Origin of the sequence: Kitasatospora albolonga, from assembly GCF_039535905.1 — a bacterium.
Lineage (GTDB): Bacteria > Actinomycetota > Actinomycetes > Streptomycetales > Streptomycetaceae > Kitasatospora > Kitasatospora albolonga.
In genome coordinates, this window is the sequence record NZ_BAAAYB010000021.1 from 86053 (window position 1) to 108572 (window position 22520).

Annotated in this window: 9 protein-coding genes, 1 tRNA gene and 1 pseudogene; 4 read left to right on the plus strand and 7 right to left on the minus strand. The window is 72.2% G+C overall.

Features of this window, described 5'->3' with window-relative positions:
• The first annotated feature begins 90 nt into the window (after positions 1 to 90).
• Entirely contained in the window at positions 91 to 684 is a 594-nt protein-coding gene (gene idi, locus ABD946_RS06005; protein WP_345280799.1) for an isopentenyl-diphosphate Delta-isomerase, read from the plus strand.
• A 268-nt stretch (positions 685 to 952) separates the two neighbouring features.
• On the opposite strand, the pseudogene ABD946_RS06010 reads toward idi, so the two are convergent.
• Together ABD946_RS06010 and ABD946_RS06015 are read right to left on the minus strand one after the other, a co-directional pair.
• Positions 953 to 1402 (minus strand): annotated as a pseudogene (locus ABD946_RS06010) (ATP-binding protein); the annotation flags it as partial.
• A 229-nt stretch (positions 1403 to 1631) separates the two neighbouring features.
• Positions 1632 to 2324, minus strand: coding sequence for an HdeD family acid-resistance protein (locus ABD946_RS06015; protein ID WP_345280801.1), 693 nt, complete (start codon positions 2322 to 2324; stop codon positions 1632 to 1634).
• 162 nt (positions 2325 to 2486) lie between these two features.
• Between ABD946_RS06015 and ABD946_RS06020 the strand changes: the two genes are divergently transcribed.
• The 3 genes from ABD946_RS06020 to ABD946_RS06030 all read left to right on the plus strand — a co-directional run bounded on the left by ABD946_RS06020 (position 2487) and on the right by ABD946_RS06030 (position 7003).
• Positions 2487 to 2574, plus strand: a tRNA-Leu gene (locus ABD946_RS06020).
• 239 nt (positions 2575 to 2813) lie between these two features.
• Complete coding sequence (locus tag ABD946_RS06025) at positions 2814 to 4364, plus strand: hypothetical protein (protein ID WP_345280803.1); 1551 nt, start codon at positions 2814 to 2816, stop codon at positions 4362 to 4364.
• Entirely contained in the window at positions 4361 to 7003 is a 2643-nt protein-coding gene (locus tag ABD946_RS06030; protein ID WP_345280805.1) for a hypothetical protein, read from the plus strand. The genes ABD946_RS06025 and ABD946_RS06030 overlap by 4 nt, the downstream gene beginning before the upstream one ends.
• Positions 7004 to 7027: 24 nt before the next feature.
• On the opposite strand, the gene ABD946_RS06035 is transcribed toward ABD946_RS06030, so the two are convergent.
• The 5 genes from ABD946_RS06035 to ABD946_RS06055 form a co-directional block, all read right to left on the minus strand.
• A complete protein-coding gene (locus ABD946_RS06035) occupies positions 7028 to 7639 on the minus strand; it encodes a GAF domain-containing protein (protein WP_345280807.1) in 612 nt (203 codons plus the stop codon).
• Positions 7611 to 8513: a S8 family serine peptidase gene (locus ABD946_RS06040; protein WP_345280809.1), complete on the minus strand. Its 903-nt coding sequence runs from the start codon at positions 8511 to 8513 to the stop codon at positions 7611 to 7613. Before ABD946_RS06040 ends, ABD946_RS06035 begins: the two co-directional genes overlap by 29 nt.
• Positions 8514 to 8595: 82 nt before the next feature.
• A complete protein-coding gene (locus ABD946_RS06045; protein WP_345280811.1) occupies positions 8596 to 11673 on the minus strand; it encodes an AAA family ATPase in 3078 nt (1025 codons plus the stop codon).
• A complete protein-coding gene (locus ABD946_RS06050; RefSeq protein ID WP_345280813.1) occupies positions 11670 to 13169 on the minus strand; it encodes an MFS transporter in 1500 nt (499 codons plus the stop codon). The genes ABD946_RS06045 and ABD946_RS06050 overlap by 4 nt, the downstream gene beginning before the upstream one ends.
• Positions 13166 to 13912: a DUF6895 family protein gene (locus ABD946_RS06055; protein ID WP_345280815.1), complete on the minus strand. Its 747-nt coding sequence runs from the start codon at positions 13910 to 13912 to the stop codon at positions 13166 to 13168. Before ABD946_RS06055 ends, ABD946_RS06050 begins: the two co-directional genes overlap by 4 nt.
• Between the last annotated feature and the right edge of the window lie 8608 nt (positions 13913 to 22520).

Here is a 22520-nt window from a genome sequence, read left to right on the forward strand (position 1 = left end):
TACGGCAGACTTGCCCCGGACGCCCGGGCGGCGTCCGGAGCGGCCGCCGCGCTCACGAACCAGCCACCTCCCCGTCGCGAAAGAGGCCCCATGCCCGAGTCCCGACCGTCCCTGCTCACCGAGGACGGCGCCGCCCCCGGCACGCCCGCCGAGATCCTGCTGGAGCTCGTCGACGACGAGGGTGTGACCATCGGCACCGCCGAGAAGCTCTGGGCCCACCAGCAGCCCGGCCGGCTGCACCGGGCGTTCTCGGTGTTCCTCTTCGACCGGCAGGGCCGGATGCTGCTCCAGCGTCGCGCGCTCGGCAAGTACCACTCCCCCGGCGTCTGGTCGAACACCTGCTGCGGCCACCCCTACCCCGGCGAGCAGCCCTTCGTCGCCGCCGCCCGCCGCACCGCCGAGGAGCTGGGCGTCGCCCCGGCCCTGCTCTGCGAGGCGGGCACCGTCCGCTACGACCTGCCCGACGAGGCCTCCGGCCTGATCGAGCGCGAGTGGAACCACCTCTTCGTCGGCCTGGTCACCGACGAGCCGAAGCCGGACCCGGAGGAGGTGGACGACTTCCGCTACGTCACCGCCGAGGAGCTCAAGGCGCTGGAGGCCGAGAAGCCGACCTCGGTCTGGTTCCGCACGGTCTTCGAGGCCGCCCTCCCGGGGATCCGGGAGATCGCCGGGCCCAGCTGGTAACGGACCCTCCGCCGGGCACGAGGGGGCGCCGGGACGGGGAGCACCACTCCCCGGCCCGGCGCCCCCTCGTGCTCGTCCGGCGCCCTTCCGCCGCTCGCGCTGTCCCTGGGCGGTCAGGCCTCGGGCCCTGTCAGACCTCGGGGCGCACCGGGCCCGGCACGGCGGCGGCCGGCCGCACCGCCTGGTGCCCGACGCCCGGCCGCAGCACACCCGGCAGCACGGCCTCGGGCAGCCCGGCCGCCTCGTCCGGCTCCGCGAACACCTCCGGCAGCGGCAGCGAGGCCCAGATCACCTTGCCGCCCTCCCCCGTCCGCTCCACGTCGCAGACCCCGCCCGCCTGCAGGGTCACGCTCTTCACCAGCAGCAGCCCGCGCCCGCCCAGCTGCCCGATGTCGCTCTCCAGGGCCTTCGGCCGGTACGGGTGCCCGTCCTCCACCGAGACCCGCACCCAGCCGCCCTCGATCGCCAGCTCGGTGGTCAGGTGGGGCGAGAGCACCGCGGCGTGCGTGACCGCGTTGCCCACCAGCTCCGAGACGATCAGCAGCACGTCGTCGATCAGCTCCTGGTACGCCTCACCCGCCATCCCCTGCGCCAACAGCCGGTCCCGCACCGCGTGCCTGGTCTGCGGCACCGAGGCCTCGTGCGCCACCGCCGAGAACCGCCAGACCCCCTCACCGGGGCCGCCCTCCTCGCGCCGGCCGTGCGTGCCGTGCGCCACGCGCACCGCCCCGACCGGCGCCACCGGTCTCGTCCTCGTCACGGGCTCGGCCGGTCTTCTGGTCTGCTCCACGTCTAGCCGCCCTTCGCACTGGACCACCGAGGCTAGGAGAACGGCAGTCAGCACCGGCTCAGCGACTACAACTTGACGTGCCGTGGCGTGTCCCGACCGTTTCCCCTCCCCTCCTGACGCTTCCCGCTCCGAATCCGCCCGACAGCCGACGGAACATTCACGGACTGGACGGCTTCTCCACATCCACCGCCGCCTCAGTCTCCGCCGATGTCTCAGCCTCCGCCTCGGGCAGCGGCTCGGGCTGCACCTCCCGCCGTGCGTCCCCCAGCATCCCGATCACACGGCGGGCCCCCACCCCGATGCTCACCAGCCCCAGGCCGTCGAAGAGCAGCGAGAGCGAGAACAGCAGGCCCAGCGTGTACAGCGAATCGCTCGGCCACTGCGCCAGCGCCAGCAGGCCGATGATCACGTCCAGCACCCCGAGCAGCAGCGTCCACCCGAACTGCGGCCCCCGCACCGCCAGCCCACCGACCAGCCGGAAGGTCCCCGCGCTCAGGAACAGCAGCGCCGCGAACAGCGTCAGCCCCTCCGCCGCCGCGTCCGGCCGGACGATCATCACCGCGCCCGCCGCGATGTTCAGCGCCGCGACCGAGGCCCCCAGCCAGAAGTAGTTCGCGTTCCGCGCCAGCACCGCGTGCGCGAGCCCGGCCGCCCCGCCGATCAGCAGCAGCCACCCGAACAGCAGCACGCCCGTCAGCGTCGCGAACGCCGTGTACAGCAGCCCGAACACCGCCGCCCCGATCAGCACCACCCCCAGCACCACCAACGCCCCGAACCCCCGCGCCAACCCCCGCTCCGCCGCCTCCCCGTCCCCGCCCCGGCCCTCGTTCCGCCCGCCGACCGCACCCACCACAGCCACCTCCAGCCGCCAACCTGTCCGTTCTGTGATGATGTGCCCCCATATACCCCCGCGCACCCTGTGACCGGCGCAAACGTGGTCGAGAACCACCCTCGGAGCCTGGTAATGTTCTCTGTGTCGGAGCGGGGAACACACCGCCGAGACAGACACCTGGTCCGGGTGGCGGAATGGCAGACGCGCTAGCTTGAGGTGCTAGTGCCCTTTATCGGGCGTGGGGGTTCAAGTCCCCCCTCGGACACCAGCAGTAGCCCTTCGGGGCTCGCGAAAGTGCCGGTCGAGATTGATCTCGACCGGCACTTTCGCGTTTCGGTGCCGCCGGGCTCGCGTGCCCGGGTGGGCCTCTCCGCCCGGGCGAACGCTTGCGCGGCCCGCATCACCACAGGTCTGTCCGCCCTCGCCCGGGAACGCGCGGGGAGCACCCACCACGATGTGCCACCTGACGGGTCATTAGGGTGACGGTGTCTACGGAAGGGACGGTCCATGACTCAGGTGCTCGGTCCGGACTGGGCGGTCAACGGGCTCGACTCGAGTGGTGGCCGCCTGCCGCTGTCGGTCGAAGGGCCGGTCATGCGGGCGGTCGAGCGCCTGGCACCCGGCCTGTCGAGCGTCACCCGCTACACGCGCTACTACGCCCTCTACGCCGCGCTCGCCGCCCACGCCGAACACCACGACCTCGACTCCCAGGGCTCGCGGCGTCTGGTGCGACGTGCCGAGGTGATCCTGGCCGCACTGTCGCTGGACACCCCGGCGGAGACCCCGCCCGGCCCCGCCCACGGCGTCGACCGGGTCCGCTCGTTCTGCTCCGACGGTGGTCTGGAACTCGCCCGGGCCGCTGCCCAGAAGCAGCTGCAGAAGACCTACTCGCCGCGGGAGTGGGGCTTCTGGGCACAGTACGGAGGACCGAGCGCGGTGCTCGGCACCGCCCGGCTGGTGAAGGGCGCGCTCCGCCCCGGCGCCCGGCCGTGTCCTCCCGTGGTCCGGCAACTGTTCGCTCCGGTAATGGACTTGGCGGAGCACGACTCGATCACCCCCGACCAGCTGGAGTCCGCCCGGCCAGCGGCACTCCAGCATCCCGAACAGCCCGAGACCGGCTGGCTCACCGACTTGATGACCGCGACCCGGTCCGGTGCCCACGACCCGGACGACTGGGAGCCGGCCGACCGTACCCGCCGGGCCTCGCTACGGGTCATCGCCCGCGCGATCGCCCTGCACGGGCCGACGGAGCCCTGGTCCGTCGAGTACCTGGTCGGATCGGCGGTCGCCTTCGGTCCGGCGCTGACGGACGATCAGGTCCTGCTCACCGTCCCGCAGGCGGCCGGGTGGCGCGGTGTCCTGCTGCGGAACTACTCGGTCAACGCCTGGCGCCGGCTCTGGGCCGGGCTGGTCTCCGGCATCGGCAGCGAGCACGGCGAAGCGGACCGCTCCCGTGAGGAACTGCGGGCCTGGCTGGCCGACCAGGTACCCCAGGACCGCTCCGTACGGGCCTTCGTCCAGGACCTGCCCGACCCGTGGGACGCCCACGGACACCCGGCCCCCGCCGAACGTGCGCTGCTGCAGGACGCCGACCCCCGCGATCCGGTCACCAACCTGAAGCTGCTGCTGGTGGGTGCCCAACGCGGCGAGCCGGGCCGGTTGTCGGACGAGGTGCGGTCGATCTTCCTGGGGCACCGCCGCCGCGGTGGGGAGTTCCTCGATCCGACCTGGGTGCTCGCCCGGCTGCAGGACCACTGGGACCGCCCCGTCCGCGACCTCGCCGCCCAGCTGGCGGACGACATGCTGGCGCAGTCCCGCCGGGTGGCACTGTCCAAGCTGAAGATCGACAGCAGCACCGGGACCGTACGGACCTTCTCCCGCCTCCACCAGCGCAACGAGCGCTACTACAAGACGGGCGACGAAGGGGACGCGGAAATCGGCACCCGTCTGCGGCAGTTGGGCTCGTTCGGCATCCAACTGGGGCTCTTCGAGCGGGATGAGGACGGCAGTTGGCACATCACCCCGAAGGGCAGCACCGTTCTGGAGGTCCGGCAGTGAGCACCGACACCCGATGGACCTTCGCCTCGCCGCTGTCGCTGCTGCGCGAGTGGAGCGAGCGGATCGACCAGGCCGAGCTGCACGAGCTGCTCCTGCTCGGCTTCACCGTCGACCTCCCGTTCCTCGAGAAGACCGCCGTCCCGCGTGCCCGCGCGCTCGACGCCCGCATCACCGTCATCGGCGACGCGGCGCAGGGCCTGTACGACCCGGTCGACGTACGGCTGGCCGGCCGCAGCTACCTCAACGGCCTGGCCTCCTGCAGCGGCGCGTTCCACCCCAAGCTCGCGCTGCTGAGCGGGGAGGAGGAGACCTGGATCGCCGTGGGCTCCGGCAATCCGACCCTCTCCGGCTGGGGAGCCAACGACGAGCTGTGGACGGTCGTGAAGTCGGCACACACCCCCGCGCACCCCGTCCTCGGGGAGCTGGCCGACTGGCTGCAAGGGCTCCCCCGACACGTCCGGCTCGATCGCACCATTGCCGCCCAACTCCAGCTGACCGCCGAGCGGATGGCCGGCCTCACGCCCGCCGCCACCTCGGATCTCCGACTCCTGCACAACCTGGACCAGGCCATCCTCGACCAGCTTCCGCCCGGGCCGGTCGACGAACTCCACCTGTACGCGCCGTTCTTCGACCCGTCCGGCACCGCCGTCCGCCGCCTGCTCGATCACTTCTCCCCCGCCCGGGTCACCGTCGCCGTCCAGCAACGCTGGTCCAGTTACGACGGCGACGCCCTCCACCGTGCCCTCGACGGCCAGCAGGCCGAGCTACGGCTCCTGGAGGAATCCAGGCTCCGTCACGGGAAGTTGATCGAGTGGCGCACCGGACCGCACTGGCACGCCCTGACCGGCAGCCCCAATCTCACCCGCAGCGCCCTGACCACCGCCACCTCGGCGGGCGGGAACTGCGAGCTCGCGACCCTGAGCTCCGCCACCGGCCCGCTCCTGCCCGAGGAGGGCAGGCCCGCTCCGGTCGACGCCCTCCGCGGTCGCGGCACCATCCGCCCCGTCCTCGCCCGCCGCCACTCCCTGGTGCTCCTCGGTGCCAAGGTGGACGGCGCGGGGCTGCACGTGACGCTCGGTCAACCACAGGCCGTCACGGTCGAGATCAGCACCTCACCCGACGGCTCCCCGGCCTCCTGGCAGCCGGTCGGCCACGTCCCGCCCGGGGAGACCTGTTTCTCCTTCGCCGTCCCGGAGGCACCCGGGGCGGCGGTGCGGGCCTCCTACCGCGGCCCGGACGGCGAACTCGTCGAGTCGGCCGCGGTTTTCGCCAACAACCTGGTGCGCCGCGCACGGCCCAGCGAGTCACGGTCCGACCCGAGGGTCACCCACGAGTACACCGCCGGCAGCCTGTTCGAGGACGAGCTGGCCGCCCGCCGGTTCGAGCAGGACCTCAACCGGCTCCGCCAGATCGGCAGGCCGGCCGGCTCTCCCGCTACGGCGACCGTCAGCCGCCAGGACGTCGCCACCACAAGCAGCTCGGACCAGTGGGAGAGCTACCAGAGCCAGTGCCAGGAGGCGCTGGGCCACTGGCCGACGTCACTCGCCTACGGCCCGCTGCTCACCCGGCTCCCCGCCGCGCCCGGCCGACTCTCCTGGACCGTCTCGGCGGCCGGGGACACCGAGGAGGACGCCGACCTCGATCGGACGACCGACGAGGGCACGCTGTCCGCCACGACCGAGGACCCCGACCTCGTACCGGACATCCCGACCGACCTCCGCGGACGCTACCGCCGTTGGGCCGGACGATGGATCGACGCGGTCTCCAGTGCCTCGGACGGGTCGGACGGCGTCACGTCCGCGCCGCTCGCCGCCCGGCTCGTCGTGGCGAGCCTCTGCGTCCAACTGCTCGCCGCGGGCATCTGGGACGATGACGACGAGAGCTGGCGCCAACGGCTCACCGACCTGCTCGTCGCCCTGAGTGCCCGTCAGGAGACGGACTCCCCACCCGCACAGGCCGAGGAGCGCCTCCGCGCCGTGACCGCGGTCCTCATGGCGCTGATCTGCCAGGACGCCACCCTCACCGGCGACCGCGGCCGCGACATCACCGCGGCCCGCGCGTGGACGCACGCGCGGACGCTGGTCGCGGACGCCGACCCCGAGCTGGCCGAGGACCTGCTGCTGCCCTCGAAGCGCGCCCGCGCACGGGTGGTCGACCGCTGGGACCTGGAGGGTCTCCTCTCCCTCGCCCGGGACACCGATCCCCACGCGGCGGTCCGGGCGGAGTTCGAGGCCGCCGGCTGGGAGGTCGAACTCCGCGACCGGATCTGGGAGATCGCCGGCCCGTTCTCCAACGCCACCCCGATCGCCGCGAGGGCCGTCACCCGGCTGGGCGAGCACACCGACCCGGACGAGCCACTGCTCGTCCGGGCCCGCAACGGCTCCCGCTGGACCTTCATCGCCTGGCGGAGCCCCGACCTGGTCATGCTCACCCAGCAGGTCGCCAGCTGGCGGACCTACCGGGTGGCCCGACCGGCCACTCCCGCTTCGCGGTTCTCGGGCGGAGACCTCTCCGCCGTCCCCGGGCTGGTCGGACGGCCCGCCCCGCGCGCGAACGGAGCCCCGCCCCGACTCGCCGAGATGCTGGCCGACCTGGGTCTCGGATACGGCGAGGTCATCACGTCGCTCTACTCCACCTGACGACGGGCAGGTGGAGCGGACCGGTCAGGGGCGGTCGTCGGCGGCCAGCAGGTCGTCGGCCATCAGGAGGAGCTTGGTGACCGTCGCGCTCACGTGGTCGGAGGCCGTGGGGAGGCGCTCGGCGAGGCGCTGGAGGAGGGGGTGGTCGAAGGTGTCGCGGGTGCGGAGGTGGGTGAGGAGTTCGAGGACCGTCGCCATCTCGGTCGCCAGGAGGCCGAGGGAGCCGAGGTCGCCGAGGTCGCAGCGGGGGTGGGTGTCGCGGTCCAGGACGGAGAGGACGCCGACGCGGTCGCCGTCGCAGATCAGGGGGGCGGCCATGATGGTGCGGGGGACGTAGCCGGTCGACTCGGCTGCTGCGCGGGCGAACAGGGGGCTCTCGGTGACCTCGTCGACGACGACGGGTTGGCCGGAGAGGACGGCCCAGCCGGCGATGCCGGTGCCGCCGGGGAGGCGGGTGCCCACGAGGTGGTGCTCGCCCTCGCCGGCGACGGCTTCGAAGACCAGGTCGCCGTTGTCCGGGTCGATCAGCATCACGGAGGTGGCGGCGGCGCCGAAGACGCTGCGGGCCACCTCGACGATGGACTGGAGGAGTCGGCGCTGCGGGAGGTCAGCGGTCCGGGGCGGTTCGGTCGGCACGGTGGCCCCCTTCGGCATCGGTGTGGGCGGCCGCGCGAGCGTCGGCGCGGGCGGCGGTGTCGGCGTCGGCGGACATGGCGGTCACGTTCTCGGCGGTCAGGTACAGCACGGATTTGAGCTGGAACGGCGTCAGTGCGGGGTGCTTGCCGAGGATGAGCGCACAGATGCCGGCGATGTGCGGGGTGGCGAAGCTGTTGCCGGTGGAGAGCAGGCGCCCGCCGCCCAGCCCGGCCACCGGGACCCGGACGCCCCTCGCGTAGAACTCCACCGGCGGGGCGGGGTTGTAGTAGAACGACCTCGGGTCCGGACCGTCGTGGCTCGCCACCGAGATGACCGAGGGGAACAGCCAGGGGTAGCTGCGCACCGGCATGTTGTGGGCGGCCGCGACGATGACGCTGCGTCGGAAGTAGGCGCGGTCCGCGAGGTCGCGCAGCGCGTCCCGGAACTCGGGCTTGGTGGTCGACAGGCTCGTGTTGATGACGTCGTAGCCCTCGTCGATGGCCCAGCTCAGACCGGTGAGCAGCGCCGCGCCGCTGCCGTGCGCACCCCCGCCGTGCGGGCCGTTGGCGAGGACCCGGACCGAGGTGATCGCCGCGCCGGGGGCGAGGGCGCGGATGATGCTGGCGCAGGCGGTGCCGTGACCGGCGGTGTCGCCGGGCTCGCCGGGGTCGGCGGCGTGGACGGTGAGCGCTCCCGACCCGTCCGGGCGTACGTCCATGGCGCGGTCGAGGCCGCCGATCAGAGGGTGGTCGGCCTCGACTCCGCTGTCGAGCACGCAGACCCGGACGCCGGAGCCGTCCGCGCCGCCCCAGGCCCAGTCCCGGGTGACGGGGGTGGGGCCCGACGGGCTGACGTCGAAGGGTTCCTGAGGCACCGTCGTGACGGGCATGCTCCAGGCGGGCACGCCGGGGAACTGGTCGCGCGGCGGCCTGCGCCAAGGCGGTGACGGCAGGGCTTCAGACATCCGGACCTCCGAGGGCGCCCAGCCACGCGCGGACGCGGTCGGCCGGCAGCACGGCGCCCTTCGCCTCGAAGGCCCGTACGGCCGCCGTACCCGCGTCCCGGGCGGGCTGCGCCCGGCCCGCCGCCCGCCGCACGACGGCCAGGTCGAAGAGCACTCCGCCGACCAGGCAGGGGTCGTCCGCCCCGGTGGCCAGGGCCCGCGCGGCGTCGGCGGCGGCGAGCGCCTCCTCGTGCCGGCCGAGCGCCGAGGCGATCCGGCCGCGCAGCGCGGCCGCGCCGATCAGGGCCCGGAGCGGGGCGGCTCCGTCCTCCGGGAGGGAGGCCGCCGCCTCGGCGATCCGCCCCTGGTCGAACAGCGCCCGGGCGAGGGCCACTTCGGCGTCCCGGACGTCGGGGGCGTGCGGACCGGCGTACCGCGCGGCCAGGCTCTGCCGGTACCGGGCCTCGGCCACCGGGTGCGCCCCGGCCAGGGATTCGACGTACCCGGCGGCCGCGAGCACCGCCGCGTCGCCCGGGTCGGAGCGGTTGTCGCGGGCCGAGATCAGCAGGTCGCCCAGGATGCGGCGGGCGGCGTCGAGGTCCCCGCCGAGTGCCGTCAGGTGGGCCCTGGTCAGCAGGACCGGGACGAGCAGGGCCCAACCGTCCGCGAACCGCTCGCCCAGCTCCGCGCAGAGGGCGAGCCCGGCCGCCACCGAGGTGGGCGAACGCCGCGCCAACTCGCCGACGGCGCCCAGCAGTCGGTCCTCCTCGTCGTCGTCCGCCATCGCCCGGGCGCGCTCCAGCGCGAGCCGCAGCTCGGCCTCGGCAGCGCCGGTGCGCTCTGCCAGCAGGTGCCGGTGGCAGCGGAGTTGGTGCAGGCGGCACCAGCCGAGGTGGTCCCCGGGGTCGAGGGCCGGCTCCGCCGCAGAGCTCGGGGCGAGGCCGAGCCGGAGCTCGACGATCCCGCGCTGGATCGCCAGGACGGCCGCGGCCGCCGGGTCGTCCGGCCCGGCGGCCGCGGCGCGGGCCAGGGCCGCGCTGCACAGCTCCGCGTCCCGGAGCGCGATCCCGGCATCGCACAGGCGTAGCGCGAGCGCGGTGTGGCGGTGGTCACCGGTGGAGAGCAAGTCGCGTGCACGTGAGAGGAGTTGGACGGCGGCCGGCAGGTCCCGGCGGACCAGGGCGTGCCGGCCCTGGCCGGTCAGGGTGTCCGCCGCCGCGCTCGCCAGCACCGGCAGACCGGTGTCGCCCGGCCGCAGTTGCCGGCGCAGCCGGTGGGCGGCCTCGACGTGGTGCGCGACCACCAGCGGGTCCGGTTCCGGCTGCTCGGCGAACCACTGGGCCAGCAGCTCGTGCCGACGCTCGCGGCGCGCCTTGGGGGTGAACTCGTAGGCGGTGTCGCGCATCAGCTCCTGGGCGAAGCGCAGGCTGCCGCCCGGGCCCCGCTCCAGGATCCGCCGCCGGACCAGCCGGGCGGTCGCCTCGTCCAGGGCGGGGGCCGTGAGGGCCTCCGCCTCGGCCATCAGCACCAGCGGAGCACGGCCGAACTCACGGCCGATGACCGCCGCCAGCTCCACCGACCGCCGTTCGTTCTCCGACAGTTGGTCGAGCCGGGCGCCCAGCAGGGCCTGGATGCCGACCGGGACCCGGGCACCCGGGGCGCCCTCGGCGAGCACGTCCATCAGCTGCTCGGCGAAGAGCGGGTTGCCGTCGCACAGCGTGGCGACCCGGCCGGAGTCCACCGGCAGCTGGTGCGCCTGGACCTCCTCGCGGAGCGCCAGGTGGCCGAGGAGTTCGGTGGTCTGACTCTCCGTCATCGGACCGAGTTCGAGGACGGTGGTGTCCGCCCGGCCTCCGCCCCAGCCGGCCCGGCGCTCCAGCAGTGAGGGGCGGGCCAGGCAGAGCAGCAGGACCGGGGTGTCCCGCAGCCGGACCGCCAGCTCCTCGATGAGGTCCAGCAGGCTCGGCTCGGACCGGTGCAGGTCGTCCCAGAGCATCACCACCGCGCGGCTGCGGCCGAGCACTTCGAGCAGCCGGCCGGTCGCCCAGGTGATGTCCTCAACACCGACCAGGCCGGTGCAACCGCCCTTCTCCACCAGGTCGAGCACCTGCGCCGCGCGCCGCGCCTCCGACGGACCGTCAGGCGCCCCGGCCCGCGCCAGCGCCGGCAGGCCACCGGGCAGTGCGCCGACCATCTCGGCGAGCGGCCGGAAGGTGATGCCCCTTCCGTAGGCGGAGCAGCGGCCGGTGAGTACCGCCACCTCGTCCGCCGGGAGCCCGGCCAGGAACTCCCGCACCAGCCGGGACTTGCCGATGCCCGGTGCCCCGACCACGGTGACGAGCTGCACCCGGCGCCGCTGCCGGGCCGTCCGCAAACCGTCTTCCAGCACCGAGAGTTCGCCCTCCCGCCCGATGAAGGGGACGCACGGCGCGGACGGTCCGGCAGTCGGCCCGGGACCGCCGACCCGCCAGGCGGGGACCGGCCGCGCCTTGCCCTTCAAGCTGAGCGGTGCGACCGGCGCGAGGCCGACCTGCCCGCGCACCATCACGGCGGTGTCGGCGCAGACCAGCACCTCGCCGGGACGGGCGGCGGTCTGGAGACGGGCGGCGGTGTTGACCGCGTCACCGATGACGCGGAAGTCCTCACCGGCCCGGGTGAGCACCACGACGTCACCGGTGCAGACTCCGGCCCGCGCCTCCGGTGCCACCTGGTACTCGGCGCGGAGCTCGGCGGTGAGTTCGGCCAGGGCGGTCAGCGCCCCGACCCCGGCCCGCACCGCCCGCAGCGCGTCGTCCTCGTGGGCCTCGGTGGCACCGAAGACGGCGAGGACGGCATCGCCGATGAACTTCTCGACCGCACCGCCGTGTTCGGCGACGGCGTCGACGCAGCCGGCGAACCAACGGTCCATCACCCGGCGCAGCGGCTCCGGGTCGAGCCGTTCGGCCATGACGGTGGAGTCCACCAGGTCGAGGAAGAGCGCGGAGACCTTGCGACGCGTCTCGCGCTGCGGGCCGGCGGTCAGCGGCCGGCCGCACCCGGCGCAGAAGCGGTCCGCCTCGGCGACGCTCCACCCGCAGCCGGTGCAGGTCACGGCCTGCCCTCCGGAGCGGGCCTCCGCCCGGACCCGGCCCGGGGTTCGGCCTCCGCCCCGACCTCGACCGCACCCACGGCCTGGACGGTCTCGGCGACCCCGGCGGTCTCGGCGACCTCGACGGCCTCAGTTGGCTCGACGGCATCGGCGGCCTCGGGCGGCCGGTCGGGGCTCGGACCTGCCGTGGCGCCATCTCCCCTGTCCAGGACGGGAAGTGCGCTCCGGGCGTAGACCCCGGCGAGCACGATCACGATCCCGGCAGCCACCAGGACGGTGTCGATCGGCCCGAACCGCATCCCGAGCAGCGTGGCCCGGAAGCCGTCCAGTCCGGTGCCGGCGATCCAGCCGGCGAGCACCGCGCCGATCATCGACGCGAGCCGCGTGGCGGGGTAGAACACCGCCATCACCCGGGCCCGGAACTCCGCCGGGGCGGCGTCCAGCAGGAGCGGCGAGAGCGCGCTGTTCAGCACGGTGAGCGGGAGCGCGACGACGAAGAGCAGGGCCATGGCGGGCAGGAACGCGCTCTGCCGCGAGTACACCACCAGCAGGATGCCGCTCACCAGCAGCGCGGCCCAGGCGGCGCGCCGTGCCCCGATCCGCTCGACCACGCGGCCGGAGGCCAGCGCGCCGAGGATGCCGCCGATCCCGGTCGCCGTGCCGAGGTAGCCGTACAGCTGGGCGGAGACGTGCAGGTTGTCGGTGACGAAGAAGACGTTCAGGGCGCTCAGCGCGCCCGCGCCGATCTGGCCGATCACGGACATCAGCAGCAGCGCGACCAGGAACCGGTTGCCGCTGTAGAACTGCAGGCCGTCCACGAAGTCCCGGACGAGGCTCGGCCGTTCGGCCTTCGGCCGGGTCCGCGCGGGTTCCGTCGAGGGGTCCGGGCGCACCGAGCGGACGGCGAACCAGGACACCACGTAGGACAGCGCGTTGAAGAGCAGCGCCCACTGGATGCCGACGGTGAACAGCAGCGGCGCGGCCAGCGGCGGCCCGATGATCCAGGCGGTGGTGGCGGTCGCCTGGGCGATTCCGGCCGCACGGGCCCGGTCGCCCTCCCCGGTGACCATGTCGGCGATGACGGACATCCGGGCCGGGGTGAAGAACTGGCCGACGGCGTTGAGCGACGCGACCGTCAGGTAGATCAGGCCGAGCCAGAGTCCGATCGGGAGGGCGTCCGCCGGGAGGAAGGAGACGGCGGTGAGCACGCCGGCCAGACCGCCGCGCAGCACCTCGGTGCCGAGCATGGTGCGCCGCCGGTCCCAGCGGTCGACGAAGACACCCGCCAGCGGGCCGACGACCAGCACGGAGAGGCTGGTCGCCAGCACCACGCCGCTGACCGCCTGCGGCGCCCAGGGGCGGCCCGCCGCCAGGTCGGTGGCCACCCAGAGCACCAGGGAGGTGGAGAACACCGCGTCCCCGACGGTGGAGAGCGCCTGGCCGAACCAGAGCCGGGTGTACTCGGGGCTGATCAGCACCCATCGACGGCGACGGCTCACGAGGCGGCTCCCGCACCGACCGCCGGACCGACCGCCGGGGCGTCCGCCGAGGAGACCAGCAGCACCATCAGGGCGGTGACCAGGGTGGTGTGGTACGCCGCCGCGAAGAACTCGTCCGCCGGGGCGGACGGCGCCGCCGCGGTGTTGGCCGAGCGTCCGGGGATCGCGCCGTCCGGCCGCTGGGCCCGGACCAGGAGGTCGAGGGCGGCCCTGCCCCACGGGGTGTCCAACGGCCGTTCCCCCAGGCAGACCTGGGCCATCATCAGTTCGGCCGCCAGGTCCCACCAGCTCCGCCGCACGCAGTGCTCCAGCACCGTCCGGACCAGGTCCCGCGCGTCCGCCAGCCGCTCGGCGGAGAGCGGTGGGGCGGTCCGGCCGAAGTCGGTCAGGTAGTAGCTGGAGTGCGTGATGCCGTACGCGTCCGGGACGGAGACCGGCGGCTCGCCGTCCGGCACCGCCCGCTCCCGCACAGCCGCGGGCAGCGTGACCAGCTCGATCCGTTCGACCAGTGCGGCGTACGGCTCGATGGTGTGGCGGGCCCGCGCCTGGTCGGCGTAGTAGCGCAGCTCCAGCCGGGCGTACGGTGACAGGCCGTCAACGGCGGCCCGGTCCAGCACCGTTCCGGCCGGCGGACCGTCCGGGTCCAGCGCGGCGTGGACCAGGCCGTAGTAGGTCGCGTGGGCCGGAACGGCGGTGACCAGCCCGCGGACCTCGGGCTGCCGCCAGGTGGTGCCCCTGCCCACGCCTATATGTTGTGGACCTTCTGCGCGCGAGTTGGAGTTTTGTGCCTGTGGATTGGCGCGCAATCGGTTATTCGTTCCTGTGTTGGAAGCCCCCCCCCCCTTCTGTGGAGTTTTGTGGACCATGTTTGGCGTCCCTTCCCCCGCGGTTCAAGGGGGCCCCCCGCCTCCCCCCCGTCCGCATCAGGCTTCCCTCCGCCCAATCGCTCCTCGCCATTCTATTGCCAGGACCGGGGCAAGCCAACTAACAGAAGCAGCCCGCCGCCAGGGCTTCGGCCACGGGCGCGCCCCTTCGGCCTCCATTCGGCCCCCCCCGACCAACCATCCCCCCCCCCCAAGACCCACCCACACCCCCCCGCCTTTTCCCACCCCACCCCTCCGCCCCCACACCCCCGTCTCGCTCTCTGCCTCCCCGCCGGCAACCCGGGGTCCCTCCTCCTACAGTCTCCCTCCGAGCTGTCGTCCGCCCCCGCCATCCCCCGCACCTGATGGGTCCTCCCAGGACGTCCACCGGCCGCGCGTCCGCGCCCCGAACTGAGCGCGGAGAAGGCCGGCTCCTGACCCTCGCCGACGAACGGGGACACCGCAGCACACGCGCCAGTAGTTCCTGCGCGGCGGCTACGCCGACCGGAAAAATGAGTCGTTCACACGACTCGTCGGCGCCCCGCTTTCCGGCCGCCCCCCCCCTCCTGCGGCCACGGACCCCCCTGGCGCCTGGATTTATTTCGCATCTCATTCTGGTCTTCCGCCCACCCCCCCCAACACCCCCGCCCTCGCGCAGGCGGAAACGCGATCGTCGTGTCCCCGGGACGTCGAGGACGTAGGCGCCCGGCACCGAGGTCGAGGGGTGGTTCCTGCACTCGGCTGAGCACGCCCGTTGCCCCCCCGCGGACTTATACCCGTGTGTCCGCCACAGCAGTGCCCCGCGAACCCCGCACCGCGAAGGGCCCCCCCCCCACCCAGAGAGGACCCGGGAGCGCCACACGATCATGAACCGTGGCCAATCCCGGGGGGACACCCCGGCACCCACCGACGGACCAGTCCACGTTCTGACCCACATCGACGACGGGCCCCGGCCGCATGGTAGACGTGTCGCCAAGGGACGTCACCGCCCGCACCCGCACGCGCCACCGGCCGCGTTGCATCACGTCGCGCCCCGCTGTGATCGAGTCTCCGCGGCGAGGGGCCGTGCCCCATAGGGCGACGCGCTCGCCTACCGCGCGCAGTCGCCGGGCATTCATGGCTGCCGCTCCAAACGCACCCCGACCTGATCCCGCTGTGTCACCCCCCTGGCGCTGGTCTCCGGTGGTGAAAATGCGGAAATGTCGTAGCTCGCGGAACAGAAGCCGTGGAGATCGAAGGCCGAACAGTCTACGGACGACGGACGCACGGGCGTCCGAAGATGGAAGACCTCCACCGCGGTCCATGTGGCCAGCGCTCACCGCATCAGACACCCATGGTCAAGGCGGACGACCTCAAGCGATTGGGGGGTAATCACGGACGGTGCGGGTTGGCGGTGGAGGAGAAAGACGGGCGGGCAAGTCGGGCGACTGGAGCCCGGTCAAAATACAGAAACCAAACCAAATACACAACGACAGCTACACAGAAAGCGAAACCCGATCGGCCAAGGATCGCCACGTAGTTACCAACTGTATGAATTGCGCGGCTCGCACGCACAGCAAAATCCAACATCGGACAGGCTAACACGCAAGCTCGTGGTCACAGGTCCACATCGTACAAACGATCAAACAGGGCCGCCCCGGTCTGCCTATCTACCGACCCCCAGCGGGACACGGCGACCCATATCGAAGTCGACAAGTGACGGCCCCGCTGATCGCCGACGGCCTGAAAGGCGCCTTCGGCCTTCGCCGTCGACGGCCCGCAGGTGGTTCCCGACGCGCGACCCCGTGGAGAGCCGCCCCCTGGGGCCCGCGCGGGCCGGCGACGCAGGTGTTTACGGGACGCTCGTCGTCACCACTCTTTTCCCCCAGCGGCACCCGCATCTCGCACCACCCGCCGCACCCCCAACCGAGGCAAACCGCCGCGTGATCGACCGCCGACACAGCGTCCCCCGGCACGCGGAGGCCATCTCGCGCGCGTACCCTTGGCCGGGACACCGGTGCCCCACCCCGCCCCTTTTGCCCCCTCTCACGAGCATCACGGGCGTCGCCTTTGGGCGCCCACTGCTGATCGTCAACCTGCCCCGGTCCAGCGGCTGGGGTAGACCGGCCTCCCGCGTCCTGGAGCGCTGCGAGGCAAGCGGTGGAACCAGCTGCCGCGGGGGGACACCCCCGTCCCGGGACGCCGCGACGCGCCGCGGGGGTTGCGCGCTGAAACACGCCGTACGGCCCGTGGAGCTGAGGGAAGGGCCGACATCGTCCTCCGGCCCGATAAAGATGCGCCCGACCAGAACCAGGCCTGGCGCGAGGTGAAACCGGTCCGCAACCGCGACTAGCTCGCCCTCGGGAGGCGACCATCCCGCCGCCCACGCCCAGCGGACCCGTCAAACACCGCCCCACACCGTACAGGCAGTGAGTCCCGCCACCTGCGACTCCCCGACGGGCCCAACGCGCGGCCGTCATGCTGCCGTCGTCATCGCCAAGTACCAGGGGCGCCTGGATCGGGAGTGACGGTGCAGGCCAACGGGATCACCTGGGGTTCGTGTGCTCGGGGCCACAAGCGCTACTGGGTGGACGAGGCCGGTCCGCTCGGCCGGCCGGGGCGTGGCTGCCCACGTCCGTCGGCGATGGTCGTGGACCACTGTTTCCGCGCCGTCGGACTGCACCGCATCGAGTCTGGTCCTGCATTACGCCCCTAAGAGAACGAGCGCCCCCGGAGGCCGCTAGCCAGGGGTCGATGGAGAAACACTCGGATTCCGTGAGGAAGGGCATGCGTCCTCGCGCTATCTCAACACTATGACCGGCGCGTGGCCCCCGCCCTCGGTTGACCATCTGTCTGTTCGCACTCACAGCCCCCCCCTCCACGGCCCAGGACGTCCCCGACCGGTGTATCTTCCCTCCAGCTAGCGCCGCACCCTGCGCGCAAAAGGAGCTCCCCCGGACCCGCGAGACTGCCCGACGCGGACCAGCCCTCCCGCGATCCGCGGACATTCCGCACGGCCCCGGTAATTGGAATACACGTTGAATTGTTTTCTTAATGAGCGGGATGACCGAACGGAACGGCAATTACCGGGATCCGGCGACTGTCCCCTGATCGCATCCATCACAAGAAAAGTTCGAAATATCAGCCCCAGATTCGTGCGGACCACACCGGCCCAGATTGGCCTATGCCTCGTGCAAAAACCCCTCTACGGCCCCTGTGAGACTCGTAGAGCAGCAGCGGCCCCTATCTACGCTCAGTCATTGTCGAGGGGCCTTGCCTGGGCCCGCCTACTTCGGTTGCGATGTGGCTCGTAGGCAGGACGAGCCTGAACGAGGCACGTCCGACGAAACCTTCAGCACCGCCATTCAGACCTGCTGTCCGGACGGCGCGGGCAGGAGCGCCGGTACGCCAAGGATGAGGGCTGCGCTCCGCGCGAGGGGGAGCCCAGGGCGTCACGACCCGGATCGCGCATCACCGACATTGGTGGGACGTCCGGGACCTTCGCACCGTGTCCCAGACCCGTCGCCAGACCCAGGCTCCCCGTACCGACCCCGCCCTCGAGGAGTGGGCACCGGTAGCCGGGCCGCGCACGGACGGGTCACCGCCCCACGGCGAACGGGCGGGTACTAGCAGCACCACCTCTTATCGCATCGCCTGAGCGCGCGCAGAAACCCGCAGCTGGGCCGGAGGAGGCCGCCCCGCGTGAGGGAGCGGCCCGCCGACCGAGGGGAACCGGGCCCGCTTGCCGCGGCTCCCCGCCGCGCCAGGCGCCCGGCGTTCCCCCCGCCGCGCGCCGCTCCCCCGGACGCCGCCGCCGGGACCGCAGCGGACCAGGCACGCCGCGCAGCGCGCCGGCTGCTCGAAGGTTCCTCGCGGCGCCGTCGGCCGCCCACCCATCCCACGATGCTGTTCATCGCCTTCACGCTCGGCTGCTTGGTCGTCGGCCGCCGCGGCGGGCTGGGGCGTTCCTCTGGGGCGCCGGGCGATGATCCCGCCCGTGCTGCTCAGCGCATACATCGCCTTCTTACCTGCGTCCCGAGCGCCGCGGTTCGCCTAACCCAGCCCTATGGGACCGCCGCCAGGCGAATGGCCGACGGACCGCGGCCCCCCGTCTCTCCTCCCCTGCGCGAATCCCACCCCTCTTCTCCGCTCCCGGCCCGGCGACGAGTCCGACCCGGACCCGGGAAACCTGGAGGGACCGGAAGCCGGTGCCGACACCGACCCCGCCTGTCCGCGACTCGCGGCGGACCGGCGCGCGATGGTCGAGCCAGACCGGACCACCGCCCGATGTGGGCCCGCTCGACACAGCAGCGCAGAGGCGCAGCCGGCGGCCGGTCAGGGCTGGTGACATGGCTGCGACCCGGTCCCCCAGCGTCCACCGCTAGACACCACACGTAAGTAGCACCAGGCCCAGAGTGAAAAACAAACCCCGCCCCGCGCGCCGCAACACGCGCGACGTCCGACCTCGGGCCCCGTCCGACACCTGGAACGATCCGCCAGTTTCCAGCAAGCCGTACCGGCCCGAGGAAGAGGGCGGGCGGCGGCCGAGGAGCAGGAGCACCCCGCCGCGCCCGGCCGACCGACCGGGACCAGAGAACGACGGCACCACGCTCCGACGCCGCCGTGCCAGACCATGCACCGGCCCAGCCGGGCACGCCCAGCGACGCCGGCGACGCACCCGCTGTTCGACCACACGTACGAGGACGGCGACCGCCCCAAAGGCCGCGAACGAGTAGCACCCGGCCCAACCGCCGATTTTTGAGCACCACGATCGGGATGCTTAAAGTTTCACTCGTTGCAAGGGACCTTGTGTGGAGCCAGTCCCCCCGTAGGCACCTACGTTCGCATAGAGGGGGCCAGGGCTTCAAATCCCCTCAGTGTCCACGCAACGAAGCCCCGGCCGGGTTCACCGGACGGGGGGGGGGGGGCTTCGACTTGTGCGCGCGTCTGCCGCCTTTTCCCCTGATTCCCGGCGCGAAGCCCTGGTCGCCATCTCCAACACAGTGGCCCCACGGAACTCAATCGCGCACAGGGGGAGCTTGTACTTCCCGGCGGACCTACAAGTACTCGCGTCCTAGCCACGCGGTCTGGTCTCGTGGAAGCGGCTAGCTAGCCGAACTTCCCTCGCCACGGGCTCGTAGGCCGCTGAGGTGGTACGCAGGTGCGATGGCCTCCGGCTGCTTCCCTTGTCGTGACGGTCTACAGGGACCCATCTGCGGACGCCTAAGGCGGCGGCGCCGGTGCCGTCCCCTCCAGGGCGGCGAGGATGGGCCCCGTGCCGACGCCCCCCCTGCCGCCCGGCATCTCCACGACGAAGTACATGCGCCTTACACTGCTCCGGCGTCGCCCCCCCCTCCTCCCCCGTCCCCGGACTCTTTTGTCCCCCTCCCCCCAGTTGGGCCGTCACCCTGGACGACGCCAGCGCGCCGGCAGGCACGGGGCACGCTGAGAGGCATCTCCGTCGTCAGGCTCGATCAGGCGTGAGGTGCCGTTCAAGGGCGCGGACGGGAAGTACACAGCGGCGGGTCACTATGGGGGTGGAGTTCCCGCCGGGCAGGCGTCGCCCGTAGCGGATGTGTACACGGCCTGGACGGCTGCGTCAGCCTTACCCTTTCGGACGTCGGCGGTGGTCTCGTTAGGGGACCGGGAGGGAATTTCCAGACGATTACCGCCTTTAAAACATGCCCGGCACCTGCGCGTGTTCGTATACGTGACCTAGGTGCTCACTGTGACTCTGTCAACGTCAATGGACTCCGCGGCCCGCCCGACAAGAAGGGCTTCGTGAGTTTGAGTGGCTCGCCGGAACTCCGCCGTGTGCTGTGCCTCCAGGAGTAAGGGACGAGGGCCGGCGCAGCTGCGGAAACGGTCGGGAGCCCGAGTGAATTCGCCATCGACAAGAAGTAGTAAACAGCCGGACTAGTCGCGACGCAAGAGCTGTGGAGCACACGAAACGGCCGGAAATATACACATCTAATCTCTCTATGTAACACACATACCAGCCGTTCCCGCAGACTCCCGGACAGCGAGGAGCACTGGTATTGCGGACCCTGTGCACGAGTTCCCATGCAATCGACGCAGGCGCTCAATCAAAATAATATCCAGAAATAGAGGAACGGGATCAGCAGTCAGCAATCAGAGAAGCGCAAGTCTAGCCATGAGTGGGAGATGTCATGCAAGACAGCCCGAGACGCCAAACAGCACTAACCTGCCGTACCGAGCGCGTTCACGCTACGCTGTAAAATGACCGCAAAGCGTGATAGCAACAATAGGAGGAGAAGCGATACCAACGTGCGACGGAGCATTGGCCAATTTTTTGCTTCGGCCGCAGAATCCCGACCTTGTGCCCAAGTAGGGCCACGACGAGGTCCGTTCCGTCTGCGGCGGAACTCGGAAACATCGCGCACACGAGAGGCCCGACCCAAGAACTGGAGCGGCAACCACCAAGAGAACTCCGGTCCTCGGCTTCCTGCCCGAGGAGCGGGCCAGACGTGGCTCTCCGCGTCCTGCCTCGACCCGGCCGACGGCCAGCAGGCTACGTCGACGTGGTGCGGGCGCTCTAGCTTTGCATCCGAGGTGGAACGGGGCCGGACACTTGGTCGTGGTACCGTTACCGTGGGCCCCCGGGCCTCGACAACGACTACCCCGGTTGGAGGATCGAACTACCAGAGACCTCCCGGGGGGCCCCCTCGCGGACCGCCGCGCTTAAAGGCCCGTACGTTGGAGGCGCGCGGCCCCCACGCCCGGAAACGCTTGTGTCGGACCACGCGCCGGTCACGGTCGTCTACGGTTAGCCCGGCCCGCCTCATCGCGCCCGTGCACCCACGTCGTTACGCGGTGCCCTCGGCGACACGCCCGCCGGAGCCTTGTCCCGGGTTGCCACGTGTGCCAGGGCCGTGATCGGCCCCCGTCCGCGCGACCAAAGTCGAGGTTTGAGCGTGGCGATCACCGCGATCCGGCGCGTGGAACACCACCGCCCGGCACGCCGTTCACCTCCCCGCGGAGGACGGCCCCGGGGGGCACGTCCGCCGGGTCCACAACTGGTAGGTGACGCGGACGAGGGCCGCGACAGGCGGCGACAGTCTCCGCGCCCCTCACCGGGCAGCAGCGCCTCGGCGGAACCTTGCCCCGCCGTCCGTTGTCACAGGGGGCGACGTCCGTGAGAGCAGCTCTCATCAGCGCGTGACGATCCCCGCCGGCCCGTGGCTGGCGAGGAAACCGCCTCCGTTGGACCCTCGCGCCTCTGCGCGACCGGTCCGCGGTGACAGCGGGGGCGGCGGGCTCTTACATCGCTGCGCGGGACCCGGTGCGCTTTGGCCTGCCAGTTACCGCCGTCTCCGAGCGCTCGAACGCCTCCGGCGATCCCGGCGTGGCCGAAGCCCACGAAAACGCCTTCCCGCAGCACGAACACCGCCGCGCTCCAGAGGGCTGAGCGTCTCCAGCACCACAAGCAGCGCCGTCGACACCGACTCTCCGCGCGTTCCAACCACGGCCACCTCGTCACGCGGCCGTCCCCCTCGGCTGTGAGGATCGCGTCCCGGAGCCACGTGGACCACGTACAGCTCCGCTTGTAGCCGGGCGAAAACGCCAGCGCTCCAGCGCCACGTTGGGCACACCGATCCGCCCGTCAGGTGGTCCTTCGCGGTTCGGCCACCTTGCCGACGCGGTCCGCGGCGGACACACTTGAGCCAGGCTTCAGTTCCTGCACCCGCGTCCTCGGCGTCGGATCCCCGTCCGCCTGCCCGAGAGGCGGTAGGCGACGGAGTGGAGAACAGCAGCGCGTCGTTTTTGACTCCTCGAAGACACGCCGTCGGCCAGGCCGGGGTCGGCGTCCGGCGCGGTCATCGGGACCCGCCCCCCGGGACGCGGGCTCCACCGCCCCGCCGCCCGAGGGGCCAGAACGCCGCCCGATGGCCGGCATTCTTCCGAATACGGCCGTACGCTCGGCCAGGGCGAGGCGCCGGTCCATCCGTCTCCTTGTCCGGACACGGGCCACCCCGCGTCCGTCAGGCAGAGGATGCGGCGCGGGCCTTCCCCGTTCGGGGCGGCACGGAACTTGCACCCACGGCGTCACGGCCCCGGCCCCAGGCTAACCCCGGGGCGTTCCGTCTGGTAGTTAGGCCCCGAAGCGAGATAGGGTCTTCGCCCGCTTCCCCCCCCGCCAGCGCTTCCCGGCGGTTAGAACGGACGCCTTGACCGACAGCCGCGGCCGGGGGGAGTCCATCCCCGCTCTGCCGCAGGTTGTCCGTGCATCACGCCGTAGCCCTGGCGGGGACCGCGGCCCCGCGTCGCGACCGACCAGCGATACACCTCCGCACGGTGGGACACGCAGCCCAGGGCCGCCTGTCCCCGGTGACCGTAGATCATGCGGCCCGCCGGCTCGTGGTCTGCACGACCGACGGAACGCCGCCAGCTGGCCCACCCCGACCCACCCCCCCCCTCCGCTCCACCCCCCTGTTTATGCCCTATCCCCCCCCCCCCCCATTTCCCAACAAGCACCAAAACCAAACGC